Origin of the sequence: Streptomyces sp. NBC_00539 (assembly GCF_036346105.1) — a bacterium.
In the GTDB taxonomy this organism is placed as follows: Bacteria; Actinomycetota; Actinomycetes; order Streptomycetales; family Streptomycetaceae; genus Streptomyces.
In genome coordinates, this window is sequence record NZ_CP107811.1 from 2,220,767 (window position 1) to 2,243,877 (window position 23,111).

The following is a 23,111-nucleotide window of genomic DNA, read 5'->3' on the forward strand; positions in this document are numbered from 1 at the left end:
CGGCCCGCCCTCCTCGTTCATAACGTTTCGACAGACAATTGGCGCCAGTTGGGCACAGGGTGCGTTCACGCGGTACCGCTGCGCTCACAACCGGCCCGGTTTTTGCCGCAGGACGCTCTCTATGTCCGTTTTATGTGTGACATAAGGTTGTCGGAATGGCTGATTCCAACTGTTTGGAACAGGGCCGTCAACCGTGCTGGAATTCAACGAACTAGCTAGTAGCACCGCCGAGAGGTTGTTGGACGAGTGAGGCGAAGCAACGCGAGCCCCGGGGTCGAACCCGCGCGGGGCAACTTCACCCCGCCGCCGCGAGCGGCCGCGTCGCCCGTTGACGTACCCGTGGAGCCACCCACCGCCCAGGGCAGCGGCAGCAAGTTCGCCCCGCGCAACTGGCGTGTGCCGACCAAGCTGAACGCCATCCTCCTCGTGCCCGTCCTCGTCGGACTGGTCATGGGCGGGTTCCAGGTCAAGGGCTCGGTCGACAGCTGGAACGAGGCCAAGGACGCCGAGAAGACCGCCCGCATCGTCCAGGCGGCGGCCGAATACGGCCAGGCCCTCCTCAACGAACGTGACCTCACCGCCGAGCCGCTCCTCAAGGGCGACCGCAACAGCCCGGTCGTGCAGAAGGCGTACGCGGCCACGGACGCGGCCAAGGAGAAGTTCGCCGAGGCCTCCAAGGACCTTCCGAAGAACCAGGGCCTCGAACACCGCCTGGCGCTCTTCCACCAGGAAGAGCCCAAGCTGGAGCAGGTCCGCAAGACGGCCTACATAGCGCCGGAGACGCCGAAGAAGGCGCTGCCCAACTCGGCGGGTCCCATCCCGACCGAAGAGGGATACGTGCTGGTCCAGCACTACCTCATGACGTTCTCCAACGAACTGGGCCTGGGCACCGGCAACGTCACCAGCTACGGCCGCATGGTCTACGCGGTCGAGCTGGCCAAGGCCGCCAACTCGCTCCAGCGGTCGGTGGGTACGCACCTGCTGGTCCGCCCCAACGAGAACGAGGACACCCGCAAGGGCCAGCTCGTCGCGTTCTCCTCCTACGCCTACCTCGAAGAGATCGCCATCGGCGAGTACGTCGCCGCCGGCACCGACGCGGACACCAACCGCCTCAAAGAGGTCATGGCGGAGAAGTCCAAGGACGGCGCCGCCAAGCTGACCGCCGCCAAGCTGGCGGCCGAGCAGGCCGGTACCCCCTTCAAGGCCCCGCCCGTCGTCAACGGCTCCGCCCTCACCGGCATGACCGAGGCGATAGCCAGCGGCGTCAGCAAGGACAAGCTCGCCGCCGCCGGCACCACCGCCCCCGCCTGGCAGGCCGCCGCCACCGCCAAGTTCGACGGCTACGCCGAGATCGAGAAGGAACTGCTCGGCAAGGCCGTGCAGGACTCCGTCGCGCTCTCCGACGCCGCCCGCAACGACGCCATCATCACCGGTGCCGCCGTGGTCGTGGCCCTGCTCGCCGCCTTCATCCTGGCCGGCATGATGGCCCGGCAGATGAGCCGCTCCATGCGCCGCCTGCGCAGCGCCGCCTTCGACGTCGCCGAGCAGCGTCTGCCGACGCTCGTCGACCAGCTCTCGCGCACCGACCCCGGCAAGGTCGACACCCGCGTGACGCCGATCCCGATCAACTCCCAGGACGAGATCGGCGAGGTCGCCCGCGCCTTCGACCAGGTCCACCGGGAAGCGGTCCGGCTCGCCGCCGAGCAGGCGCTCCTGCGAGGGAACGTCAACGCGATCTTCACGAACCTCTCCATGCGCAACCAGTCGCTGATCGAGGGCCAGCTGACCCTCATCACCGACCTGGAGAACAACGAGGCCGACCCGGACCAGCTGGAGAACCTCTTCCGGCTGGACCACCTGGCCACCCGTATGCGCCGCAACGGCGAGAACCTCCTCATCCTCGCGGGTGAGGAGCCCGGCCGCCGCTGGGACCAGCCGGTGCCCCTCGTCGACGTGCTGCGCGCCGCCTCCTCCGAGGTGGAGCAGTACGAGCGCATCGAGCTCTCGGGCGTCTCCGAGGCGGAGATCCACGGCCAGGCCGTGACCGACCTCGTGCACCTGCTCGCCGAGCTGCTGGAGAACGCGACCACGTTCTCCTCCCCCCAGACCAAGGTCCGCGTCAACGCCACGCGTCTGCCCGACGGCCGCGTCATGGTGGAGATCCACGACAAGGGCATCGGCCTCACCGCCGAGGACTTCGCGGACATCAACCACAAGCTGGCCAACCCGCCGACCGTGGACGCCGCGATCTCGCAGCGCATGGGCCTGTTCGTGGTCGGCCGGCTGGCGGACCGCCACGGCATCCGCGTCCAGCTGCGTCCCTCCGGCGAAGCGGCCGGCACGACCTCGCTGGTCATGCTGCCGGACGCCATCACCCACGGTGGCGGTGGCGAGGGCATACCGGAGGACGACTTCACGGTCTCCTCGATCATCCCCGAGCAGCAGGCCCAGCTGGCCCCGCCGCTGCGCACGGCCGCCGAACTCGGCTTCGACGACTCGCGCTACGACGCCCAGGGCGACGGCGCGCAGGGCGGCGAGGAGCGCTCGCTCGACCCGGTCGGGCGGTCCCTGACCCAGCAGGAGCGCCGGGCCGCGCTGGCGGCCCAGGTGGGCTACCCGCAGGAGCAGGACCAGGACCAGCAGTCCGGGCCCGCCTCGCAGGAGTATCCGGAACCGCAGCCCGAGCACGGGTACCAGGAGTACCAGGGCTACGAGCAGCAGTCCGAGCAGGGCTACGAGTCCTCGTACGAAGAGCCGGCCGCCGAGCAGTCCTACGAGGGCTACCCGCAGCAGGGTTATGCGTATCCGGAAGCGGAATACCAGGACCAGGACCAGGGCGGACAGTCCTACGACGACGGTTACGGATCTCAGTCCCAGCAGGCCCAGTGGCCCGAACAGAACACCTACTCGGGCGCCTACCAGCAGGATTACGGGACCGAATCGGAATCCCAGGCCGCTCCCGAAGCGGCTCCGGACCGCGTAGGCTTCGATCGTCCGGGTGCCGCTGCCGACACCGGCCACCACATGACCGGGGCGGGCCTGCCGCGCCGCGGCAGCCAGCAGTGGCAGTCGGGACAGCAGAAAGCGGAGTCCACCGGATCCCTCTTCGAGCAGCGGCCGCAGCGTCAGCAGCAACCGGCCGGCGCGGAGCTGGAGCCGGAGGAGACGGCAGGCAGCGCGGCATGGCGTTCGAACAACGACGAGCGCTGGCAGCAGGCCGCCAAGCTCCGTGAGCCGAAGGCGGGCGGGGTCACCCCGTCCGGTCTCCCTCGGCGGGTGCCCAAGGCCAACCTGGTCGAGGGTGCTGCGGAGACGACCCCGCAGGGCGGCCCCCAGGTCTCCCGCGCCCCGGAGGACGTCCGCGGCAGGTTGAGCAACCTGCGGCGGGGTGTCCAGCAGGGACGCAGCGCGGGTTCCGAGCAGTCAAGTAACAGCTATGACCAGGAGCGTTAGTGTGAGCCCGATGAGCCAGGCGGCACAGAACCTGAACTGGTTGATCACCAACTTCGTGGACAACACCCCCGGGGTGTCCCACACGGTGGTGGTCTCCGCCGACGGCCTTCTTCTGGCGATGTCCGACGGATTCCCGCGCGACCGCGCCGATCAGCTGGCGGCCGTGGCCTCCGGTCTGACCTCGCTGACCGCCGGGGCCTCCCGCATCTTCGAGGGTGGCGCCGTCAACCAGACCGTGGTGGAGATGGACCGGGGATTCCTGTTCCTCATGTCCGTCTCCGACGGTTCGTCGCTCGCGGTGCTCGCGCACCCCGAGTGCGACATCGGCCTCGTGGGCTACGAGATGGCCCTCCTCGTGGACCGAGCCGGCAGTGTCCTCACCCCGGAACTGCGTTCGGAGCTGCAGGGAAGTCTTCTCAACTAGCAAACAGGCAGTGCGTTTCGCGTCATCGCACCATAGGGTGCGGTGGCGCGGTTCTACAGGGAGTACTGCGTTCTTGGAGCAGGAGGAGGAAGCGTGACAACACCCGGAGGACATCCTTATGGCGGCGCGCAGCAGCCGCAGGGTGGGCACGACCAGAACCGCTTCAACTTTCCCTCCGCTCCCAGCCGGCCCGTGCCGGAGCACAACCCCTACCAGCAGCAGCCGTACGGACAGCAGCCCCAACAGCCGCAGCAACCGCAGCAACCGCAGGCTCCGCACCGGCTTCCGCAGCAGCAGCCGCGGGCCTCGCGTCCGCAGGCCCCCAAGGCGCACAACCCGCTGGTGCGTCCGTACGCGATGACCGGCGGCCGTACCCGGCCGCGCTACCAGCTCGCCATCGAGGCGCTGGTCAGTACCACGGCCGATCCCGCTCGGCTGCAAGGGCAGTTGCCCGAGCACCAGCGCATCTGCCGTCTGTGCCAGGAGATCAAATCCGTCGCGGAGATCTCGGCACTCCTCTCCATTCCTCTTGGTGTCGCCCGCATCCTCGTCGCCGACCTGGCGGAGGCGGGCCTTGTCGCCATTCATCAGCCCGGCGGCGACGAGTCTGCCGGCGGCCAGCCAGATGTGACACTGCTCGAAAGGGTGCTCAGTGGACTTCGCAAGCTCTAACGGCGGAGCGGCTCCCCGCTCCACCACCTCCGCGAAGATCGTGGTGGCGGGCGGCTTCGGCGTGGGCAAGACCACGTTCGTCGGCGCGGTCTCCGAGATCAATCCGCTGCGTACCGAAGCCGTCATGACCAGCGCTTCCGCCGGTATCGACGACCTGACCCACACCGGGGACAAGACGACCACCACGGTCGCCATGGACTTCGGCCGCATCACCTTGGACCAGGACCTGATCCTGTACCTCTTCGGTACCCCCGGTCAGGACCGCTTCTGGTTCATGTGGGACGACCTGGTCCGTGGCGCCATCGGCGCCGTGGTGCTGGTCGACACGCGCCGTCTCGCGGACTGCTTCCCCGCGGTCGACTACTTCGAGAACAGCGGCCTGCCGTTCGTCATCGCCCTCAACGGCTTCGACGGCCACCAGCCGTACACCCCGGAGGAAGTCCGCGAGGCCCTGCAGATCGGCCCGGACGCCCCCATCATCACCACCGACGCCCGCCACCGCGGCGACGCCAAGAGCGCGCTCATCACCCTGGTCGAGCACGCCCTGATGGCCCGCCTGCGCTAGCCGGCCCGCCCGGCCCGCACGAAAGGGCCCCCGCACTCCGGGAGGAGTGCGGGGGCCCTTTCGTCGTTGTGCCGCTGCTGCTCGCGGTGCTAGCCGCGCCAGCTGTGGGCGGAGCGGAAGCCGGGGCTGCGCTCCAGACGCCGCCAGCGGGCCTGGGAGCCGATGCGGTGCACCGGGGCGGCCGCGGGGGTGGAGGCGGCGCGGGCCAGCAGGATGGCGGTGATCGCGGCCAGTTCCTCGGGCTCGGCGTGGCCCTTCTCGACCTTGAGCAGCGTGTCTGCGGTGACGCTCATGGGTGGCAGGTCTCCTTCGCTCTTACTGAGGCGGGTTGCCGTGCTTGCGGGACGGCAGATCGGCGTGCTTGGTGCGGAGCATCGCCAGCGCGCTGACGAGGACCTCACGGGTCTCGGCGGGGTCGATGACGTCGTCCACGAGACCGCGTTCGGCCGCGTAGTACGGGTGCATCAGTTCGGCCTTGTACTCCTTGACCATGCGGGCGCGCATGGCCTCGGGGTCCTCGGCGTCCGCGATCTGCCGGCGGAAGATGACGTTGGCCGCGCCCTCGGCGCCCATAACGGCGATCTCGTTGGTCGGCCAGGCGTAGGTGAGGTCGGCGCCGATGGACTGGGAGTCCATGACGATGTACGCGCCGCCGTACGCCTTGCGCAGGATCAGCGAGATCCGCGGAACGGTGGCGTTGCAGTACGCGTACAGCAGCTTGGCGCCGTGGCGGATGATGCCGCCGTGTTCCTGGTCGACGCCCGGCAGGAAGCCGGGGACGTCGAGCAGGGTGACGATCGGGATGTTGAAGGCGTCGCACATCTGGACGAAGCGGGCCGCCTTCTCGGAGGCCTCGATGTCCAGGACGCCGGCCAGGTGGCCGGGCTGGTTGGCGACGATGCCCACGACCTGACCGTCGAGGCGGGCGAGCGCGCAGATGATGTTGCGGGCCCAGCGCTCGTGGACTTCGAGGACGTCGCCGTCGTCGACGAGCTCCTCGATGACCTTGAGCATGTCGTAGGGGCGGTTGCCGTCGGCGGGCACCAGGTCCAGCAGCACCTCCGAGCGGCGGTCGGCCGGGTCGGAGGTCGGGTGGAGCGGCGGGTTCTCCCGGTTGTTGGAGGGCAGCATCGTGATGAGGTAGCGGACCTCGGAGATGCAGGTCTCCTCGTCGTCGTACGCGAAGTGCGCGACGCCCGAGGTCTCGGCGTGCACGTCGGCGCCGCCGAGCCCGTTCTGGGTGATCTCCTCGCCGGTCACCGCGCGGACCACGTCAGGGCCGGTGATGAACATCTGCGAGGTCTCGCGGACCATGAAGACGAAGTCCGTCAGGGCCGGGGAGTACGCGGCACCGCCGGCGCAGGGGCCCAGCATGACCGAGATCTGCGGGATGACGCCGGAGGCCTTGGTGTTGCGCTGGAAGATGCCGCCGTAACCCGCGAGGGCGGAGACGCCCTCCTGGATACGGGCACCCGCGCCGTCGTTGAGGGAGACCAGCGGGGCACCGGCCGCGATGGCCATGTCCATGATCTTGTGGATCTTCGTGGCGTGGGCCTCGCCCAGTGCACCGCCGAAGATCCGGAAGTCGTGCGCGTAGACGAAGACCGTGCGGCCCTCGACGGTGCCCCAGCCGGTGATGACACCGTCGGTGTAGGGCTTCTTCCCCTCCAGGCCGAAGCCGCTCGCCCGGTGACGGCGCAGCTGCTCGACCTCCTTGAAGGAACCCTCGTCGAGCAGCAGCGCGATGCGCTCGCGCGCGGTCAGCTTGCCCTTGGCGTGCTGTGCCTCGGTCGCCCGGTCGCTCGGGCCGCGCCGCGCCTGCTCCCTGAGGGAGTGCAGTTCGGCCACGCGCCCGCGGGCGTCCGTCGGCTCGCTCGGAGTCTGGTCCACAACGGTCATGTACCGACCTTACGAAGTGACGGGCCGAAAACCCTCCGTTGGTTCCGCACAGTCTCGGGAGCGATCCGCTGTCCGGCCCGGACAGAACCGTCCGAAGATGCGCGGACTCCACCAGACGGGGGGTCCGGCCGTTGTGGAGATCCTATAAATCACTCCGCCGGAGGCAGAGAGGTTGAAATTTGAACCGAATAGGCCTAACGTCAATGTCGTTGAAACTTAAACGAAGTTTCGACCGTCGACGGACCCGCCGGCGCAGCAGTCACCAAAGGAGCGATCATGGGCATCTTCACCCGCCGGAGCAGCAGCCAGAACACCGCCACCGCAGCCGCCACCCCGGCAGCTGTCGCCACGCTGGACGTGGACCCGGCGCTCGCGGCACTCACCGGCGACTACGCCATCGACGCGGCGCACAGCAGCATCGGCTTCACCGTCCGGCACGCCATGGTCACCAACGTCCGCGGCGCCTTCACCGACCACGAGGGCGTCCTGCACCTGGACGGCGCCGACCCGGCCCGCTCGACGGCCACCATCGACGTGAAGACGGCCTCCGTGGACACCGGCATCGCCGACCGCGACGGCCACCTGCGCGGCGCCGACTTCTTCGACGCCGAGACCTTCCCGCTGATGAGCTTCCGCTCGACCGGGGCGGCCGCGCTCGGCGGCGACACGTACCGCATCACGGGCGACCTGACGATCAAGGACGTCACCCGTCCGCTCTCGATCGACCTGGAGTTCAACGGCTCCGCCACCGACGTCTACGGCAATCAGCGCGTCGGCTTCGAGGGGTCCGCGCAGATCCTGCGCTCCGACTGGGGCCTGACGTGGAACGCCGCCCTGGAGGCCGGCGGCGTGATGGTCAGCGACAAGGTGAAGCTGACCTTCGACATCTCGGCCGTCAAGCAGGCCTGACCCGGTCTGCGGACCGCCCGGTGGCGGCCCTGGGCCGTCTCTTCCGGATCTTGCCCGACCCGCAGGGTCCGGAAGAGAGGGCCTAGAAGCCGCCGCCGCCGTCGAAGCCGCCGCCGCCCCCGTCGAACCCGCCGCCCCCGTCGAACCCCCCGCCGAAGTCGCCCGGGTTGAAGTCGGCACCCGACACGTCCCCGCCTTCGAACCCGCCCGCCCCGCCGAAGTCGGACGCGTACGCGGGACCGGACATCATCGAACCGAGCACCGTGCCCACGAGCAGCCCCGGCAGGATGCCGCCGCCGAAGTACCCGCCGGCCCAGGGGCCGTACGCCGGGCCCGCGTCGTAGTAGGGCCGCGGGCCGTAGTCGGTGTCGACCGTGCGCACCGCCGGGTCCAGGCCGTCGCGCAGCCGCACGGCGTCAGCCGTGCAGACGGGCACGGTACGGGCCGTCCCGCCCGCCGGGGCCCAGGTGGCGTCCTCGGTGCTCGGGCCGTGCCGCGGGTCGAAGAAGCAGGGCGCCCGGCGCTCGGGCAGCGGCCTGCCCTGACGGCGCGCGTCGAGGCGGGCCAGGGCGAAGCGGCCGTCCTCCAGCGCCTGCGTGACTCCCTGCACCTCCTCCGGGTAGCGGACCTGCGCCATGATCTGCTTGGCCTTCTCGTACGCGTCCAGGGCCTGCGCGTAGTCCGCGCGCATGGCGTCGTCGGCGCCGGGCTCACCGGGCCGGAAGTCCAGCCGGTCGAGTTCCTCGCCGAAGGCGGTGATGTCCTCGTCCACCACCACGCCGAGGCGGGCGATCGCGTCGCGCCGCGCCTCCTCCTTCTTCTTCCGGTTGCGCCGGACCAGCGCGTAGGCGCCGCCGCCGCCGAGGACGGCCACCGCGCCCAGCGTGACCAGGCCGCCGACCGGGGTCCCGCCGTCCGCGCCCGTGTCGCCCCAGGAGGCCGGGGCCCTGCCCTTGGCCTGGGTGAGGGCCTGGTCGACGAAGTTGTTCAGCTCGGTCACGGCGTCGACCGGTCCGCCCGCCTTCACGGCGTCGGTGAGGTTGCGTACCGCGACCCTCGGCATGACGGAGGCGTCGGCCCCGGCGTCGAAGCCGTTGCCGAGGCGGATCGCGTACAGCCCCGTGATCCCCGTCTGGGCCCGGACGGCGCTCAACAGCCCCTGGGGCGGGAACTCGTCGGTGGCCGGGAGGACCGCGACGAAGACCGGCTTCCCGGCCTTCTCGATCTTCTGGGCCAGCGCGTCGGCCTGCGCCTTCGGCAGTTGCCCCGCGGCGCGGGGGTCGACGTAGACCGGGCCCTTCTTGAGGGCCTGCGCGACCTCTGCGGTTCCGGTGGCGGCGGACGCCTGCGGTACGCCCACGAAGGCGACCGAGAACAGTGCCAGCAGCAGACCGGACAATACGGACATGAGCCTGGTCCTCATGGTCCCGACGCTACCGGAACCCGGCTCGTGCCGTGTGAACGGGAAATAAGGACCGCGGGGAGGTGGGAGGGGCCGCGCCCCTCCCACCGTGCGGCTACTCGGCCGGTTCCACTCCCGCACGCAGGAGGCCGTAGGTGAAGGCGTCCTCCAGGGCCTGCCAGGAGGCAGCGATGACGTTCGGGGCGACGCCGACCGTGGACCATTCGCGGGCGCCGTCCGTCGTGGAGATCAGCACCCGGGTCGTGGACTCCGTGCCGTGCTTGCCCTCCAGGATGCGGACCTTGTAGTCCACCAGCTCGAACTTGGCCAGCTGAGGGTAGAACCGCTCCAGCGCCACCCGCAGCGCGCGGTCGAGCGCGTTGACGGGGCCGTTGCCCTCGGCCGTCGCCACGATCCGCTCCCCCTTGGCCCACAGCTTGACGGTGGCCTCGTTGGCGTGGGTGCCGTCCGGGCGGTCCTCGACGATCGCCCTCCAGGACTCGACCCGGAAGTACTTGCGGGCCCGGCCCTCGGCCTCGGCGCGCAGCAGCAGCTCGAAGGAGGCGTCGGCGGCCTCGTACGTGTAGCCCTGGAGCTCGCGCTCCTTGACCCGCTCCACGACCCGGGAGATCAGCGCGCGGTCGCCGCCGAGGTCGACGCCGAGTTCCTTGCCCTTGAGCTCGATGGAGGCGCGGCCGGCCATGTCGGAGACCAGCATCCGCATGGTGTTGCCGACGCGTTCGGGGTCGATGTGCTGGTAGAGGTCCGGGTCGACCTTGATGGCGGAGGCGTGCAGGCCCGCCTTGTGCGCAAAGGCGGAGACGCCCACGTACGGCTGGTGCGTGGACGGCGTCAGGTTGACGACCTCGGCGATGGCGTGCGAGATCCGGGTCATCTCGGCGAGCGCGCCCTCGGGCAGCACCCGCCGTCCGTACTTGATCTCCAGCGCGGCGACCACGGGGAACAGGTTGGCGTTGCCGACGCGCTCGCCGTAGCCGTTGGCGGTGCACTGGACGTGGGTGGCGCCCGCGTCGACGGCGGCCAGCGTGTTGGCCACCGCGCAGCCGGTGTCGTCCTGGGCGTGGATGCCCAGGCGCGCCCCGGTGTCGGCGAGGACGGTGGCGACGGTGGCGGTGATCTGGGCGGGGAGCATGCCGCCGTTGGTGTCGCAGAGGATGACGACGTCGGCGCCGGCCTCGTGGGCGGTCCGTACGACGGACTTCGCGTACTCGGCGTTGGCGCGGTAGCCGTCGAAGAAGTGCTCGCAGTCGACGAACACCCGGCGGCCCTGTGCCACCAGGTGGGAGACGGTGTCGCGGACCATCTCCAGGTTCTCGTCCAAGGTGGTGCGCAGCGCGAGTTCGACGTGCCGGTCGTGGGACTTCGCGACCAGGGTGATCACCGGTGCGCCGGACTCCAGCAGCGCGCGCACCTGCGGGTCCGCGGCGGCGGAGCCGCCGGCCCGGCGGGTCGCGCCGAAGGCGACGAGTTTGGCGTTCTTGAAGTCGATCTCGGCGCGGGCGCGGGCGAAGAACTCGGTGTCGCGGGGGTTGGCGCCGGGCCAGCCGCCCTCGATGAACCCCACCCCGAAGTCGTCCAGGTGCCGGGCGATCGTCAGCTTGTCCGCGACCGTGAGGTTGATGCCCTCACGCTGGGCGCCGTCGCGCAGGGTGGTGTCGAAGACGTGGAAGCCGTCGTCGAGGGCCTCTGCCGGCGCAGTCGCCTCTGTCGTCGTCATGCTGGTCTGACTCCTGTCGGATGAGTGGTTCCGGAGACCGGGGATCCACTGCCCCCATCATCGCGCGCTGCCGGGCCCCGGCAGGAATGGGCCGGGAAACGAAAAAACCCCTCGCGGGTGCGAGAGGTCTGCGCGCGGGTCTGGGGCACGGTGGCCGCCTTCCCGTGGTGGTTCCACGGCTCAGCGGTCACTGCGGACCGGCGCGCTGCTGGCGATAATCATGAGCTGAGCAGGCACGTCCGCAGTGTGCCACAGCGGTCCACGCACGCGGACCGACGTCTCACTATGCGAGCGGGCCGCCTCCTGGATCAGGCGGACGGCGCCGCGAGCGTCTCGTCCACGAATTCGGTGACGTGGTCGAGGATGTCGCCCCGTCCTATTCCGGGCAGGCCGACGGCGACCTGGATGCTGAACCCGTCGAGCAGGGCCCGCATCCGGGCCGCGAAGCGGTCGGCGTCCACCGGACGGAACTCGCCCCGCGAGATGCCCTCGGCGAGCAGGGCCACCAGGTCGCGGTGCCAGGCGCCCTCGATGGCGGCCTGCCGCTCGCGTTCGCGGGGACCTGCGTCCTGGGAACGGTTCCAGACCTCCAGCCACAGGGTCCAGTGCGGGTCCCGGGCGCCGTCGGGCACGTAGAGGTCCACGTAGGCGGCCAGCCGTTCGCGCGCCGGGCCGCGGCGGGAGAGCAGGGCCCGCCGCTCGGCGCCGAGCGCGGCCTCGCTCCACTCCAGGGTCTGGAGCAGCAGCTCGTCCTTGCTGCCGAAGTAGTAGAGGAGGTGGCCGCTGCTCATGCCGACCTGGCGGCCCAGACCGGCCATGGTGAGGCCGTCCAGACCGCGTTCGGCGATCGTGGCCATGGCGGCGACGAGTACGTCCTCGCGCGGCGGGGCGTTCTTCCGCGCCGGCCGTACTCCACCCGCCACCATGGGCCTCTCCTCACATCGGTCCGGCCGCCCGGGTCAGACCTTCGGCTGCTGCTGGGTGATGCAGTGGATACCGCCACCCCCAGCGAAAATCGTACGTGCGTCGACGAGGGTCACGGTCCGCCCGGGGAACAGACCCCGGAAGATTTCCGCCGCCTCCTCGTCGCGCGGGTCGTCGAAGGAGCACAGGACGACGCCGTCGTTGCACAGGTAGTGGTTGATGTACGAGTAGTCGACCCACTCGCCGTCCTCCTCCAGGACCGTCGGCGCCGGGATCTCCACGACCTCCAGCTGCCGGCCCCGGGCGTCGGTGGAGGCGCGCAGGATGGCGGCGATGGTCTTGCAGCGCTCGTGGTCCGGGTGGGCCGGGTCGGGCTGGCTGTGGACCATGACCACGCCGGGGCGGGCGAAGGCCGCCACGATGTCCACGTGGCCCTGGGTGCCGTAGGTGCCGTAGTCCCCGGCCAGGCCGTACGGCAGCCAGATGGCCTTGGTGGTGCCGAGGTGGGCGTGGATCTCCTCCTCGACCTGCTGGCGGGTCCAGCCGGGGTTGCGGCCCTCGCCGAGCTGCACGGTGTCGGTGAGGAGCACGGTGCCCTCGCCGTCGACGTGGATGGCGCCGCCCTCGTTGACCAGGGAGGTGCTGTACGTCCGGGTGCCGGTCAGGTCCGAGACGTGACGGGCGATCTTCTCGTCGTGGCCCCAGCGCGCCCAGCTCTGGGCGCCCCAGCCGTTGAAGGTCCAGTCGACGGCGGCCAGCTCGCCGGCGTCGTTGGTGACGAAGGTCGGGCCGATGTCCCGCATCCAGGCGTCGTCGAGCTCCCGCTCCACGATCTGTACGTCGTCGCCGACGATCGCGCGGGCGCTCGCGGTGTCACCGGGCGCGACCACCAGGGTCACGGGCTCGTACGAGCGGACCGCGCGGGCCACGGCGCCCCAGGCCCCGCGGGCCTCGGCGAGCTCCTGCTCGTTGGTGAAGGTGGGGTTGGGGCTGGGCCAGGCCATCCAGGTGCGCTCGTGGGGGGTCCACTCGGCGGGCATCCGGAATCCGTCGTCGGCGGGCTTCGTCATGAGGGGTCCTTAAAAGGGCTGTGCCGGGTCAGAGGCTGTGCCGGCCTGCAAGTTGTGCCGGGTCAGAGGAAGTACAGGCGGTTGAGGGAGACCGAATCGGCCGCTTCCGAGCGCAGCGGGTCACCGTCGAGCGTGACGAGACCACTGCGCGCGTCCACGTCGACCGCGCCCACCCGGGAGTTGAGGAGGAGGTCCCCGGGGCCGATGCCTCGGGTACCGCGTACGGCCACCCGGCGCCTGCGCGTGGGCATCTGGTCGGAGCCCAGCGCCGCGGCCGCGGCGGAGACGAAGGCGACGGAGATGTCGGCGGCCGTGGCCCCGTAGGCGCCGAACTGCGGTCCCAGTACGAGCGGTTCGCAGGTGTCGGTGGCGGCGTTGGGGTCACCGGTGACCCCGTACGCCGGGAAGCCGGATTTCAGGACCAGCTGGGGCTTGGCGCCGAAGAACTGCGGGCGCCACAGCACGATGTCGGCGAGCTTGCCGACCTCGATGGAGCCGATCTCGTGCGCCAGGCCGTGGGCGATGGCCGGGTTGATGGTCAGCTTGGCCATGTAGCGCAGCACGCGGGCGTTGTCGTCGCCCTCGCCGTCGCCTTCCAAGGGGCCCAGCTCGCCCTTCATCTTGGCGGCCATGGCGAAGGTGCGCCGGATGGTCTCGCCGGCGCGGCCCATGCCCTGTGCGTCGGAGGAGGTGATGCCGATCGCGCCCAGGTCGTGCAGGACGTCCTCGGCGCCCATCGTCCCCGCGCGGATCCGGTCGCGGGCCATGGCCGCGTCGCCCGGGAGGTCCGGCTTGAGGTCGTGGACGGAGACGATCATGCCGTAGTGCTCGGCGACCGCGTCCCGGCCGAAGGGCAGGGTGGGGTTGGTGGAGGAGCCGATGACGTTCGGCACGCCCGCCATCTTGAGCACGTTGGGGACGTGGCCGCCGCCGCAGCCCTCGATGTGGAAGGCGTGGATGGTGCGGCCGTCCAGGACGCGCAGGGTGTCTTCGACGGAGAGGCATTCGTTGAGGCCGTCGCTGTGCAGGGCGACCTGTACGTCGTGCTCCTCGGCCACCCGCAGGGCGGTGTCCAGGGCGCGGGTGTGGGCGCCCATGTCCTCGTGGACCTTGAACCCGCTCGCGCCGCCCTCGGCCAGCGCCTCGACGAGGGGCGCGGCGTCGGAGGAGGAGCCGCGGGCGAGGAAGCCGATGTTGACGGGCCAGGCGTCGAAGGCGTTGAAGGCGTGCTTGAGGGCCCACGGCGAGTTGACGCCCACGCCCCAGACCGGGCCGAACTCCTGACCGATGACGGTGGTGACACCGGCGGCGAGCGAGGCTTCCATGATCCGTGGGGAGAGCAGGTGGACGTGGGTGTCCACGGCCCCCGCGGTGGCGATCAGGCCCTCGCCGGAGACGATCGAGGTACCGGTGCCGACGACGACGTCCACGCCGTCGAGGGTGTCGGGGTTGCCGGCCCGGCCGATCGCGTGGATGCGGCCCTCGCGGATGCCGACGGAGACCTTGCGGATGCCGAGGACGGCATCGATGACCAGCACGTTGCTGATCACGACGTCACAGGTCTCGCGGACGGCGGCGGCCTTGAGGTGCAGGCCGTCGCGTGCCGTCTTGCCGAATCCGGCCAGGAACTCGTCGCCCGGCTTCTGCGCGTCGTGCTCGACCCGGACGGTCAGGCCCGAGTCGCCGAGCCGGACCCGGTCGCCGGCCCGGGGGCCGAACACGGAGGCGTACTCGTGCGGGTCGATGTGCCGGCTTCCCGGCGCGCAGTGGTCGCTGTGGGGGGTCTGGCGGCTCATGCCGGGTTCCCTTCCGGGCGCGGGCTGTCGGTGTCGGTGCCGGGGGCTCCGGCGGCTTCGCGGCCCTGGGGGTCCGCGCCCAGGTACCCGCACGCCGCCGCCCTGGCCAGTGCCTGCGCCTTGGCGCCCGGGGCGTCCAGCGGGCCGTCGACCAGCCCGGCGAAGCCGACCGCGATGCGGTCGCCGCCGATCGGGACCAGGCCGACCTCGCCCTCGCCGTGCGGGTCGAAGCGGACGGAGGAGCCCGCCGGCACGCACAGGCGCATGCCGTAGGCGGCGGCGCGGTCGAAGTCCAGGCGCGGGTTCGCCTCGAAGAAGTGGAAGTGGGAGGTGACGCTCACCGGCACGGGGGCCGTGTTGCGCACCCTCAGGTGCAGTACCGGCTCCGGCTGGGGCGCGCCCGGGCCGGGCACGACCGCGCCGGGCGCGTCGTCACCGAGGCCCACGGCGCCGCGGATCGGCGAGGAGACCACCGCGAGGCGGGATCCGTCGTCGAAGACGGCTTCGACGTGGACCTCGGTGACCACGTCGGACACGCCGGGCAGCACGTCGTCGGGGCCCAGCACGCTACGGGCCTCCTCGATGGCCTCGGCCAGCCGCTTGCCGTCGCGGGCCGCCTCGCAGACCGTGTCCGCGATGAGCGCGGTGGCCTCCGGGACGTTGAGCTGCAAGCCGCGGGCCCGCCGGGCCCTGGCCAGTTCCGCGGCGCCGCGCAGCAGCAGCCGGTCGCGCTCCGTAGGGGTCAGCCGCACGCCGATCCACCACCTTTTGGTTCGATGGGTTAGAGCATCACTCTAACTCTTCATTTCCCGGCAATGAAGCATTGACCTGACACCTTGGCTTAGGTCACATTGAATGTCGCTCAAACGAAGCGCATTCACCCCGCCCTGCACAAGGGAGCTCCCCCATGCCCATCGAACAGCGCGGAGTCGACACGATCCCCGAAGAGGAGCGGACGAGCGGTCCCCGGGACCTGGTCTCGATCCTGCTCGGCTCCAATCTCTGCCTCGGCGTGATCGTGTTCGGCTGGCTGCCCCCGTCCTTCGGACTGGGTCTGTGGCCCTCGCTGACGGCCATCGTGACCGGCACGGTCGTCGGCATCGCCTTCACCGCGCCGCTGGCGCTGGTCTCCCTGCGGACGGCCACCAACCTCTCCACCTCCAGCGGCGCCCAGTTCGGCGTCCGGGGACGGCTCGTCGGCTCGGTCGTGGGCCTGCTCCTCGCACTCGGCTACACGGCCCTGACCCTGTGGATCGGGGGTGACGTGATGGTCGGCACCCTGGCCCGGCTCGTCGGGCTCCCGGACACCGGCCTCACCCACGCGGTCATGTACGGCGTGCTGGCCGCCTTCACCGTCGTCGGGGCCGTCTTCGGCTACCGCCTGCTGCTGCGCATGAGCAAGGTCCTCTCCATCGGCATGGTGGTCCTGCTCGCCATCGGCCTCTACGCCTACGCGCCCGACTTCACCACCGCCGCGCCGTCCGGGACGGAGTACCTGCTCGGCTCGTTCTGGCCGACCTGGCTGCTGGCCGCCGTCGCGGCCGGTCTGAGCGGTCCCGTCGCCTTCATCACCCTGCTGGGCGACTACACCCGCTACATCTCCCCGAGCCGGCACAGCTCCCGCAAGGTCTTCTGGGGCACCTGCCTGGGGCTGGCGATCGGCCTCCTGGTCCCGCAGCTGTTCGGCACGTACACCGCGCTCGCCGCCGGGGCCGGCGCCGACTACGCCGGACCGCTCGTCGACGCGTCGCCCTTCTGGTACCTGGTACCGCTGCTCGCGGCGGCCGCTGCCGGTTCGGTGGGCAACGCCGGGCTGATGCTCTACTCCATGGGCCTCGACCTGGACGCGATCGTCCCCAAGGCCACTCGGACCAAGGCCACCGTGATCGCCGCCGCCGTCGCCACCGCGTTCGTCTTCGTCGGCTCCTTCGAGTGGGACGTCCAGTCCGCGATGACCTCGTTCGTCCTGCTGCTGACCGCGATCGGCACCCCGTGGGCCGTCATCACCCTGATCGGCTACGTCCGCTGCCGCGGGCAGTACGACGCCGACGCGCTCCAGGTCTTCAACCGCCGCTCGGTCGGCGGGATCTACTGGTACCGCGCGGGGTGGAACCTCCGGGCCACCGCCGCCTGGGCGATCGGCGCGGGCGTCGGCCTGCTCGCCGTGACCACCCCCTTCTACGAGGGCCCGCTGCTGGCCCTGACCGGCGGGGTGGACTGCTCCTTCGTCCTCTCGGGCCTCGCGGGCGGACTGGTCTACACGGCCCTGACCTTCCGCACGGCCGCGGCGCCCGCAGCCGCGCAGACGCCCGAACCGGCCGCCCGGGTCGCCGTCGCCGCCGACTGACGACGGCACACCGGAAGGAAGGGCCCCGGGGAGTTCCCTCCCCGGGGCCCGCCCGTTCCCCCTGCGGTCCGCGCCGGCGTCGCCGCCGTCAGCTGCTCGGGCACTGGGTGGTGGCCGCCTGCCTGACCGCGTCGTCGAGGCTCCGGATCTGCGGCTGGAGCTGGCTGAGGGCGTCCTTGCCCGTGGTGTCGCCGGGCAGGTTCTCGTAGGCCTTCTTCAGGTCCTCCGCGGAGGACTGGACGGCGTCCCGCTCGGCCGACTTCATGGTCTCGCGGCTGGCCTTGAGGTTCTTCCAGTCCGTCTGGACGGCGTTGTAGGCGTCCTGGATCTGGTCCTTCGTGGCCGTGGCCGGGTTGAGCGTCTTGAGCTTGGCGTTGTCCGCCCGCAGCTGCGTCAGGTTGCTGCACATCTCGGCGGCGGCCTTCGTGGCCTTCTCCTGCGGGGTGGTGTCGTCACTGGAGCATGCCGATACGCCGAGTACCACGGCCGCGCAGAGCAGGCCGGAGGCAATCAACCGCTTCATGGGGGTCCGCCTTTCCGCCGGCTGGCCGCCGGCGCACGAGAGAGTCACCCCGGTACGAGGGGCGTCCCGGGCCGCCCGGGCCGGTGTCCGGCGCCGGATCGGCGGGCGCGACCAAATTCGCACGCCGCTGGGCACCCCGCATCCGCGCACGAGCGGCCGTCCCGCCCGAGCGGGGACGGTGGCGCAGGGGCCGCACCGCCCCGTACGCAGGGCTCCGGGGCCGCCGCGGCACCACGGGCCGCGGCCGGCCGGGAGCCCCGCCCGGGTACGCCCGTACGGGTGGCCCGCCGGCCGCCGCGCGCCCGCACCGCCGGCCCCCGGCCCGCTCCCGGTCGCACGGGGCCGCGGGTACGACGAGGGCCCCGGCCTTGTGGCCGGGGCCCTCGTCACACGGTCGTGCCGACTAGCCGAGCGGGTGCATCCAGCCGTGGGTGTCGGCGGTGTGGCCGGTCTGGAGGTCCAGCAGCGCCTTGCGGAGCTTCATGGTGACCTCGCCCGGCTCGCCGGTGCCCTGGGTCCAGTTGGCGCGCTCCGACTTGACCGAGCCGACCGGGGTGATCACGGCGGCGGTACCGCAGGCGAACACCTCGGTCAGGGTGCCGTTCTCGTTGTCGCGCTTCCAGTCCTCGGTGCTGATCCGGCCCTCCTCGGCGGTGTAGCCGAGGTCGCGGGCGATGGTGAGGAGGGAGTCGCGGGTGATGCCCGGGAGCAGCGAGCCGGTGAGCTCGGGGGTGACGATGCGGTCGCCGTACACGAAGTACAGGTTCATGCCGCCCATCTCCTCGATCCAGCGGTGCTCGACGGCGTCGAGCCACACGACCTGGTCGCAGCCGTGGGAGGCGGCCTGGGCCTGGGCGACCAGGGAGGCCGCGTAGTTCCCGCCGGTCTTCGCCGCGCCCGTGCCGCCCTTGACGGCGCGGACGTACTCCTCCGAGAGCCAGACGGAGACGGGCTTGACCCCACCGGGGAAGTACGCGCCGGCCGGCGAGGCGATGACCATGAACAGGAACTCGTTGGCCGGACGGACCCCCAGGCCGACCTCGGACGCGAACATGAACGGCCGCAGGTACAGCGAGGCCTCGCCGGAGTCCGGCACCCAGGCGCGGTCCTGCGCGATGAGGGCGTCGCAGGCGGCGATGAACAGGTCGGCGGGAAGTTCCGGCATCGCCATGCGGCGCGCGGAGGCCTGGAAGCGCTCGGCGTTGGCCTCGGGGCGGAACGTGGCGACGGTGCCATCGGGCTGCTTGTAGGCCTTGAGGCCCTCGAAGATGGTCTGCGCGTAGTGCAGGGTCATGTTCGCCGGGTCGATCGACAGCGGCGCGTACGGGACCAGTTCGGCGTCGTGCCAGCCGCGGCCCTCGGTCCACTTGATCGTCACCATGTGATCGGTGAAGTGGCGGCCGAAACCGGGGCTGGCCAAGATCGCCTCGCGCTCCGCGTCGGACAGGGGGGTCGAGGAGGGCTTCAGCTCGATGGTGGGCGTCGTCATGAGTGCTTGTCCTTCACCGTTTGTGTATGGCGGACCGCGCTCACGCGTACTAGGACGTCCGAGCTTCCCCGTATTCCGCGGCCTCGCGTTCGATTATCGCGCGCGAGGTGTCCTCGGAGAAACGGGGTGATGCGGCCCAGGGGAGATGGTGGCACCCGGGGCCGCGCAGGAGAAGCCGCCGGGTGCGGTGATCGCGACCCGGCGGCTTCCTGGGTGTGGAGCTCTGCCGGGTCAGCCGGCTACGCGCGCGGCGAGGGCGTCGCCGATCACGTCGGTGGAGCGGAACGTGCCGTCGCGCTCGGCCAGGTCGGCGGAGACCGCTTCCTCGATGCGGACGGCCTGGGCCTCGTAGCCCAGGTGGCGCAGCAGGAGGGCGACGGAGAGGATCGTCGCGGTCGGGTCGGCCTTGCCGGTGCCGGCGATGTCCGGGGCCGAGCCGTGGACGGGCTCGAACATGGACGGGAAGGCGCCGGTCGGGTTGATGTTCCCGGAGGCGGCCAGGCCGATTCCGCCGGTCACGGCCGCGGCCAGGTCGGTGAGGATGTCACCGAAGAGGTTGTCCGTGACGATGACGTCGAAGCGCTCGGGCTGGGTGACGAAGAAGATCGTCGCGGCGTCGACGTGCAGGTAGTCGGTGGTGACCTCGGGGTACTCCCGGCCGACCTTGTCGAAGATGTTCTTCCACATGTGGCCCGCGTACACGAGGACGTTGTTCTTGTGGACCAGCGTCAGCTTCTTGCGGGGGCGGGAGTTCGCCCGCTCGTACGCGTCACGCACGACGCGCTCCACGCCGTACGCGGTGTTGATGCTGACCTCGGTGGCCACCTCGGCCGGCGTCCCCGTGCGCAGGCTGCCGCCGTTGCCGGTGTACGGGCCCTCGGTGCCCTCGCGGACCACGACGAAGTCGATCTCCGGACGGCCGGCCAGCGGGGTGGCCGTATTGGGGAAGAGCTTCGACGGGCGCAGGTTGATGAAGTGGTCGAACGCGAAGCGGAGCTTCAGCAGCAGCCCGCGCTCGAGGACCCCCGAGGGGACCGAGGGGTCGCCGATGGCGCCCAGCAGGATCGCGTCGTGGTGCTTGAGGCTTTCGAGCTCCGCGTCCGGGAGGGTCTCGCCGGTGCGGTGCCAGCGCTGGGCGCCGAGGTCGTATTCCTTGGTCTCCAGCTTCACATCCTGGGGCAGGACCGCGGTAAGGACCTTGAGGCCCTGAGCCACGACTTCCTGGCCGATGCCATCACCGGGGATCACTGCGAGATTGATGCTGGTCGACATGCCGGAACCGTACTCCCTGTCCCAGCCCTCAGACATCTTCCGTCCACCATGTGGACCAGTGGCTGCGGGGCCTCCCGGGGTTGCGGCCCGGGCGGCGGGGCTGGGACGGAGGGGGTGACGGCGGCCCCGCGAGGTGGCTCAGTGTCCGGTGGCGCCGCCGTTGTCGCGGCGGTCGAGCGCCCGCTGGAGCGCGGCGGCGGCGTTCTTGCGGTCGGCGTCGGCCGTGGAGGAGTGGCGGACGCGGCGGACCGCGGCGGTGGTGGGGGTCATGGTGATCGACTCCTTGAGATCACGGCGTGGCGGGGCCACGGATGAGGGGTTCCTTCAAGGCGCCGGAAGAGGCGGGGAGCGGTGCGCCGCAGGGGTTGCCTGCCAAGGGCGCGCTCTCGACCGCCATTCGCCGGATCGGCGAGACGTTCGGCTCCTACAAAGCTAGGGCAGGTGCCGCTGTCTGTCTCCGCAATTACTCGGACTTCCTAGTATCTGAGACGGGAATGACTCGAACACAGCGCCGGTGCGACGCCGATCCGGTTCCGCTTTTCAGCCGCTTACGAGCGGATTTCCCTGATCAGAGCCATGACAGCGAGCGTGGACGCTGATTCCGGGGTGGTGACGTATCCCACCCGCCTCGTGGGCCTCCCGGGCCCCAGGTCCGCGATCTCGACGGACCCGCCGGCCTCGCGCAGGGACAGCTCGGGCAGGATCGCCATCCCCAGTCCCCGGCCGACCATGGTCAGCACCATCCCGTCGTCCTCCGCCTTGACGGTGGCCCGCGGGATCCAGTCCTGGGCCGCCCACCAGGAGCGGGTGGAGGAGCCGCAGTTCTCGTCCCAGTCCAGCAGGGGCAGCGCCTTCGGGTCGGGGTGCCCCGCCGGATGGACCAGTGCGTACGCCTCCTCGGCGATCAACCCGCTCAGGAGGCCGGACGGCAGCTCCGCCGAGCCCCCGAGGGTGGCTATGCCCAGGTCGGCCCGGCCCGCCAGCACCTCACCGGCGGCGCCGGCGCCGAGTTCGCGCACGACCCGGACCTCGGGCCGCAGCCCCGGGTGGCGGGCCGTGAGGCGCTCCAGGACGGGCGGCAGCAGGTGCAGGGCCGCACTGCGGAACGCCGCGATGCGCAGCACCCCCTCGAGCGCCCCGGCCGCCCCGGCCGCCCCGTCCGGGGCCCGGCCGGCGCTCCGGGCTTCGGCGCCCAGTACCTCGTACAGGCGCAGGATGCGCCGGCCCACGGCGACGGCCCGCTCGCCCGCCGGGGTGGGCACCGCCCCTGCGCGCCCCCGCGCGAACAGCACCGCGCCGACCTTGGCCTCACTGCCGCGCACCGAGTGGGAGACGGCCGACTGTCCGATGCCGAGCGCGGCGGCCGCGGCGGAGAAGCCGCCGGTCTCGGCGACGGCGACCAGGATGCGCAGTTCCTGCGGAGCGAGCTCGGCCACGCCTGCTCTCACCTCGTTCTATGAGCGGGATTCATGGGTGTGCGGCTTCCATGAGCCCAACCCCCTGCCCGGCCCCGTGATTCCTTCCTACGGTCACTGCCATGACCACGCAGACCGGCTACGCCGTGCACCAGATCACCCGCCCCCGCGGCTTCCCCCTCGCCACCGACTTCGCCTACGTGCGCACCCCGGTCCCCTCCCCCGCTCCCGGGACCGCCGTGGTCCACAACCTCCTGCTCTCCGTGGACCCTTACCACCGCGGGCTGATGGACGGCGGCGAGGGCGGCTTCGAGCTGGACGCCCCGCTGGAGGGGCGCGCGGTCGGGCGGGTCATCGCCTCCCGGGACCCCGGGCTGGCCGAAGGCGACCTCGTCTTCCACCGGCAGGGCTGGCGCACCCACGCCCTGGTCGCCCTGGGCGCGGACGGCACCCGCAGACTCCGCGGCCACGAGGGCGTCCCGCTCGAGGCGTACCTCTCCATCCTCGGCGGCACCGGCCTGACCGCGTACGCCGCCCTGACCCGGACGGCGGCCCTGCGCGAGGGCGAGGACCTCTTCGTCTCCGCCGCCGCGGGCGGGGTGGGCACGGCGACCGGGCACATCGCCCGCCTGCTCGGCGCCCGCCGGATCATCGGCAGCGCGGGCTCGGCCGCCAAGGTCGCCCACCTGACCGGCCGGCTCGGCTTCGACGCCGCCTTCGACTACCACGACGGCCCGGTCGGCGAGCAGCTCGCGCAGGCCGCGCCCGGCGGTATCGACGTCTACGTGGACAACGTCGGCGGCGACCACCTCGCGGGGGCGATCGACGTGCTGCGCGAGTTCGGGCGGATCGCCTGGGTCGGCGGGATCTCGATGTACAACGGCGACCGCTCCCCCGCCGCGCCGCGCAACCTCTTCGAGATCGTGCACAAGTCGCTGCGGCTGGAAGGGGTATTGGTTCGCCATCACACCAATCTCCAGGACGAACTGGAGGAGTTCCTGGTCCCGCACCTGCGCAACGGGCGAATCGGTACGGATACCACGGTCGTCCAGGGATTCGAGCACACGGTGGACGCCTTCCTCGGCCTGCTCCGCGGGGAAAATCTGGGCAAGATGCTCGTTCGCGTCGACACCTGATTCCGGCCACCCGGAAGTTCACCGACTACTTGCCGCACGGATGTAGACCTTTGACCCGGCGCCCGCCACTCTTTCGC

At 71.1% G+C, this 23,111-nt stretch carries 20 protein-coding genes; 7 read left to right on the forward strand and 13 right to left on the reverse strand.

Translation table 11 applies throughout. The annotated features are described in order from the left end of the window. Positions 1-246 precede the first annotated feature (246 nt). The 4 genes from OG861_RS09610 to OG861_RS09625 all read left to right on the forward strand — a co-directional run bounded on the left by OG861_RS09610 (position 247) and on the right by OG861_RS09625 (position 5,114). The gene (locus tag OG861_RS09610; RefSeq protein WP_329198606.1) at positions 247-3,453 is read left to right on the forward strand and encodes a sensor histidine kinase; all 3,207 of its coding nucleotides are present in this window, start codon (positions 247-249) and stop codon (positions 3,451-3,453) included. 10 nt (positions 3,454-3,463) lie between these two features. Then, positions 3,464-3,877: a roadblock/LC7 domain-containing protein gene (locus OG861_RS09615; protein ID WP_008739857.1), complete on the forward strand. Its 414-nt coding sequence runs from the start codon at positions 3,464-3,466 to the stop codon at positions 3,875-3,877. 93 nt (positions 3,878-3,970) lie between these two features. Continuing rightward, on the forward strand, positions 3,971-4,549 hold the full coding sequence (locus tag OG861_RS09620) for a DUF742 domain-containing protein (protein ID WP_329198605.1): 579 nt from the start codon (positions 3,971-3,973) through the stop codon (positions 4,547-4,549). Further along, entirely contained in the window at positions 4,530-5,114 is a 585-nt protein-coding gene (locus OG861_RS09625) for a GTP-binding protein (protein ID WP_136214583.1), read from the forward strand. The genes OG861_RS09620 and OG861_RS09625 overlap by 20 nt, the downstream gene beginning before the upstream one ends. Positions 5,115-5,203: 89 nt before the next feature. Here the strand turns inward: OG861_RS09625 and OG861_RS09630 are convergent, their stop codons facing one another. Both OG861_RS09630 and OG861_RS09635 read right to left on the reverse strand, forming a co-directional pair. Further along, positions 5,204-5,407 carry an acyl-CoA carboxylase subunit epsilon gene (locus OG861_RS09630; protein ID WP_329198602.1) on the reverse strand — a complete coding sequence of 68 codons (204 nt, stop codon included), beginning with the start codon at positions 5,405-5,407 and terminating at the stop codon, positions 5,204-5,206. Between the two features lie 22 nt (positions 5,408-5,429). Then, positions 5,430-7,013 carry an acyl-CoA carboxylase subunit beta gene (locus tag OG861_RS09635; RefSeq protein WP_330261687.1) on the reverse strand — a complete coding sequence of 528 codons (1,584 nt, stop codon included), beginning with the start codon at positions 7,011-7,013 and terminating at the stop codon, positions 5,430-5,432. 276 nt (positions 7,014-7,289) lie between these two features. Between OG861_RS09635 and OG861_RS09640 the strand changes: the two genes are divergently transcribed. Continuing rightward, positions 7,290-7,922: a YceI family protein gene (locus tag OG861_RS09640; RefSeq protein WP_329198598.1), complete on the forward strand. Its 633-nt coding sequence runs from the start codon at positions 7,290-7,292 to the stop codon at positions 7,920-7,922. A gap of 82 nt (positions 7,923-8,004) precedes the next feature. Here the strand turns inward: OG861_RS09640 and OG861_RS09645 are convergent, their stop codons facing one another. From OG861_RS09645 to ureA, 6 genes are all read right to left on the reverse strand, one after another. Further along, positions 8,005-9,330 carry a hypothetical protein gene (locus OG861_RS09645; RefSeq protein ID WP_329198596.1) on the reverse strand — a complete coding sequence of 442 codons (1,326 nt, stop codon included), beginning with the start codon at positions 9,328-9,330 and terminating at the stop codon, positions 8,005-8,007. A 109-nt stretch (positions 9,331-9,439) separates the two neighbouring features. Continuing rightward, positions 9,440-11,062 carry a citramalate synthase gene (cimA, locus tag OG861_RS09650; RefSeq protein WP_329198594.1) on the reverse strand — a complete coding sequence of 541 codons (1,623 nt, stop codon included), beginning with the start codon at positions 11,060-11,062 and terminating at the stop codon, positions 9,440-9,442. Between the two features lie 308 nt (positions 11,063-11,370). Further along, positions 11,371-11,988, reverse strand: a complete 618-nt coding sequence (locus OG861_RS09655; protein WP_329198592.1) for a TetR/AcrR family transcriptional regulator — start codon at positions 11,986-11,988, stop codon at positions 11,371-11,373. Between the two features lie 33 nt (positions 11,989-12,021). Then, a complete protein-coding gene (locus OG861_RS09660; protein ID WP_329198589.1) occupies positions 12,022-13,056 on the reverse strand; it encodes an agmatine deiminase family protein in 1,035 nt (344 codons plus the stop codon). A 62-nt stretch (positions 13,057-13,118) separates the two neighbouring features. Further along, on the reverse strand, positions 13,119-14,852 hold the full coding sequence (locus OG861_RS09665) for an urease subunit alpha (protein WP_329198587.1): 1,734 nt from the start codon (positions 14,850-14,852) through the stop codon (positions 13,119-13,121). Next, a complete protein-coding gene (gene ureA, locus OG861_RS09670; RefSeq protein ID WP_329198585.1) occupies positions 14,849-15,604 on the reverse strand; it encodes an urease subunit gamma in 756 nt (251 codons plus the stop codon). Before ureA ends, OG861_RS09665 begins: the two co-directional genes overlap by 4 nt. A 155-nt stretch (positions 15,605-15,759) precedes the next feature. Between ureA and OG861_RS09675 the strand changes: the two genes are divergently transcribed. Then, positions 15,760-17,199 carry a cytosine permease gene (locus OG861_RS09675; protein WP_329198583.1) on the forward strand — a complete coding sequence of 480 codons (1,440 nt, stop codon included), beginning with the start codon at positions 15,760-15,762 and terminating at the stop codon, positions 17,197-17,199. 88 nt (positions 17,200-17,287) lie between these two features. Here the strand turns inward: OG861_RS09675 and OG861_RS09680 are convergent, their stop codons facing one another. The 5 genes from OG861_RS09680 to OG861_RS09700 form a co-directional block, all read right to left on the reverse strand. After that, a complete protein-coding gene (locus OG861_RS09680; protein WP_329198581.1) occupies positions 17,288-17,722 on the reverse strand; it encodes a hypothetical protein in 435 nt (144 codons plus the stop codon). Between the two features lie 403 nt (positions 17,723-18,125). Then, a complete protein-coding gene (locus OG861_RS09685) occupies positions 18,126-19,211 on the reverse strand; it encodes a branched-chain amino acid aminotransferase (protein ID WP_329198580.1) in 1,086 nt (361 codons plus the stop codon). A 231-nt stretch (positions 19,212-19,442) separates the two neighbouring features. Beyond that, the gene (locus OG861_RS09690; protein ID WP_329198578.1) at positions 19,443-20,483 is read right to left on the reverse strand and encodes a 3-isopropylmalate dehydrogenase; all 1,041 of its coding nucleotides are present in this window, start codon (positions 20,481-20,483) and stop codon (positions 19,443-19,445) included. A gap of 138 nt (positions 20,484-20,621) precedes the next feature. Further along, entirely contained in the window at positions 20,622-20,753 is a 132-nt protein-coding gene (locus OG861_RS09695; RefSeq protein WP_107417083.1) for a hypothetical protein, read from the reverse strand. A gap of 278 nt (positions 20,754-21,031) precedes the next feature. Then, positions 21,032-21,919 (reverse strand): LysR family transcriptional regulator, encoded by an 888-nt coding sequence (locus tag OG861_RS09700; protein ID WP_329198573.1) that lies wholly within the window; start codon positions 21,917-21,919, stop codon positions 21,032-21,034. A gap of 101 nt (positions 21,920-22,020) precedes the next feature. On the opposite strand from OG861_RS09700, the gene OG861_RS09705 reads away from it, so the two are divergent. Beyond that, complete coding sequence (locus OG861_RS09705; protein WP_329198571.1) at positions 22,021-23,034, forward strand: NADP-dependent oxidoreductase; 1,014 nt, start codon at positions 22,021-22,023, stop codon at positions 23,032-23,034. Positions 23,035-23,111: the final 77 nt, after the last annotated feature.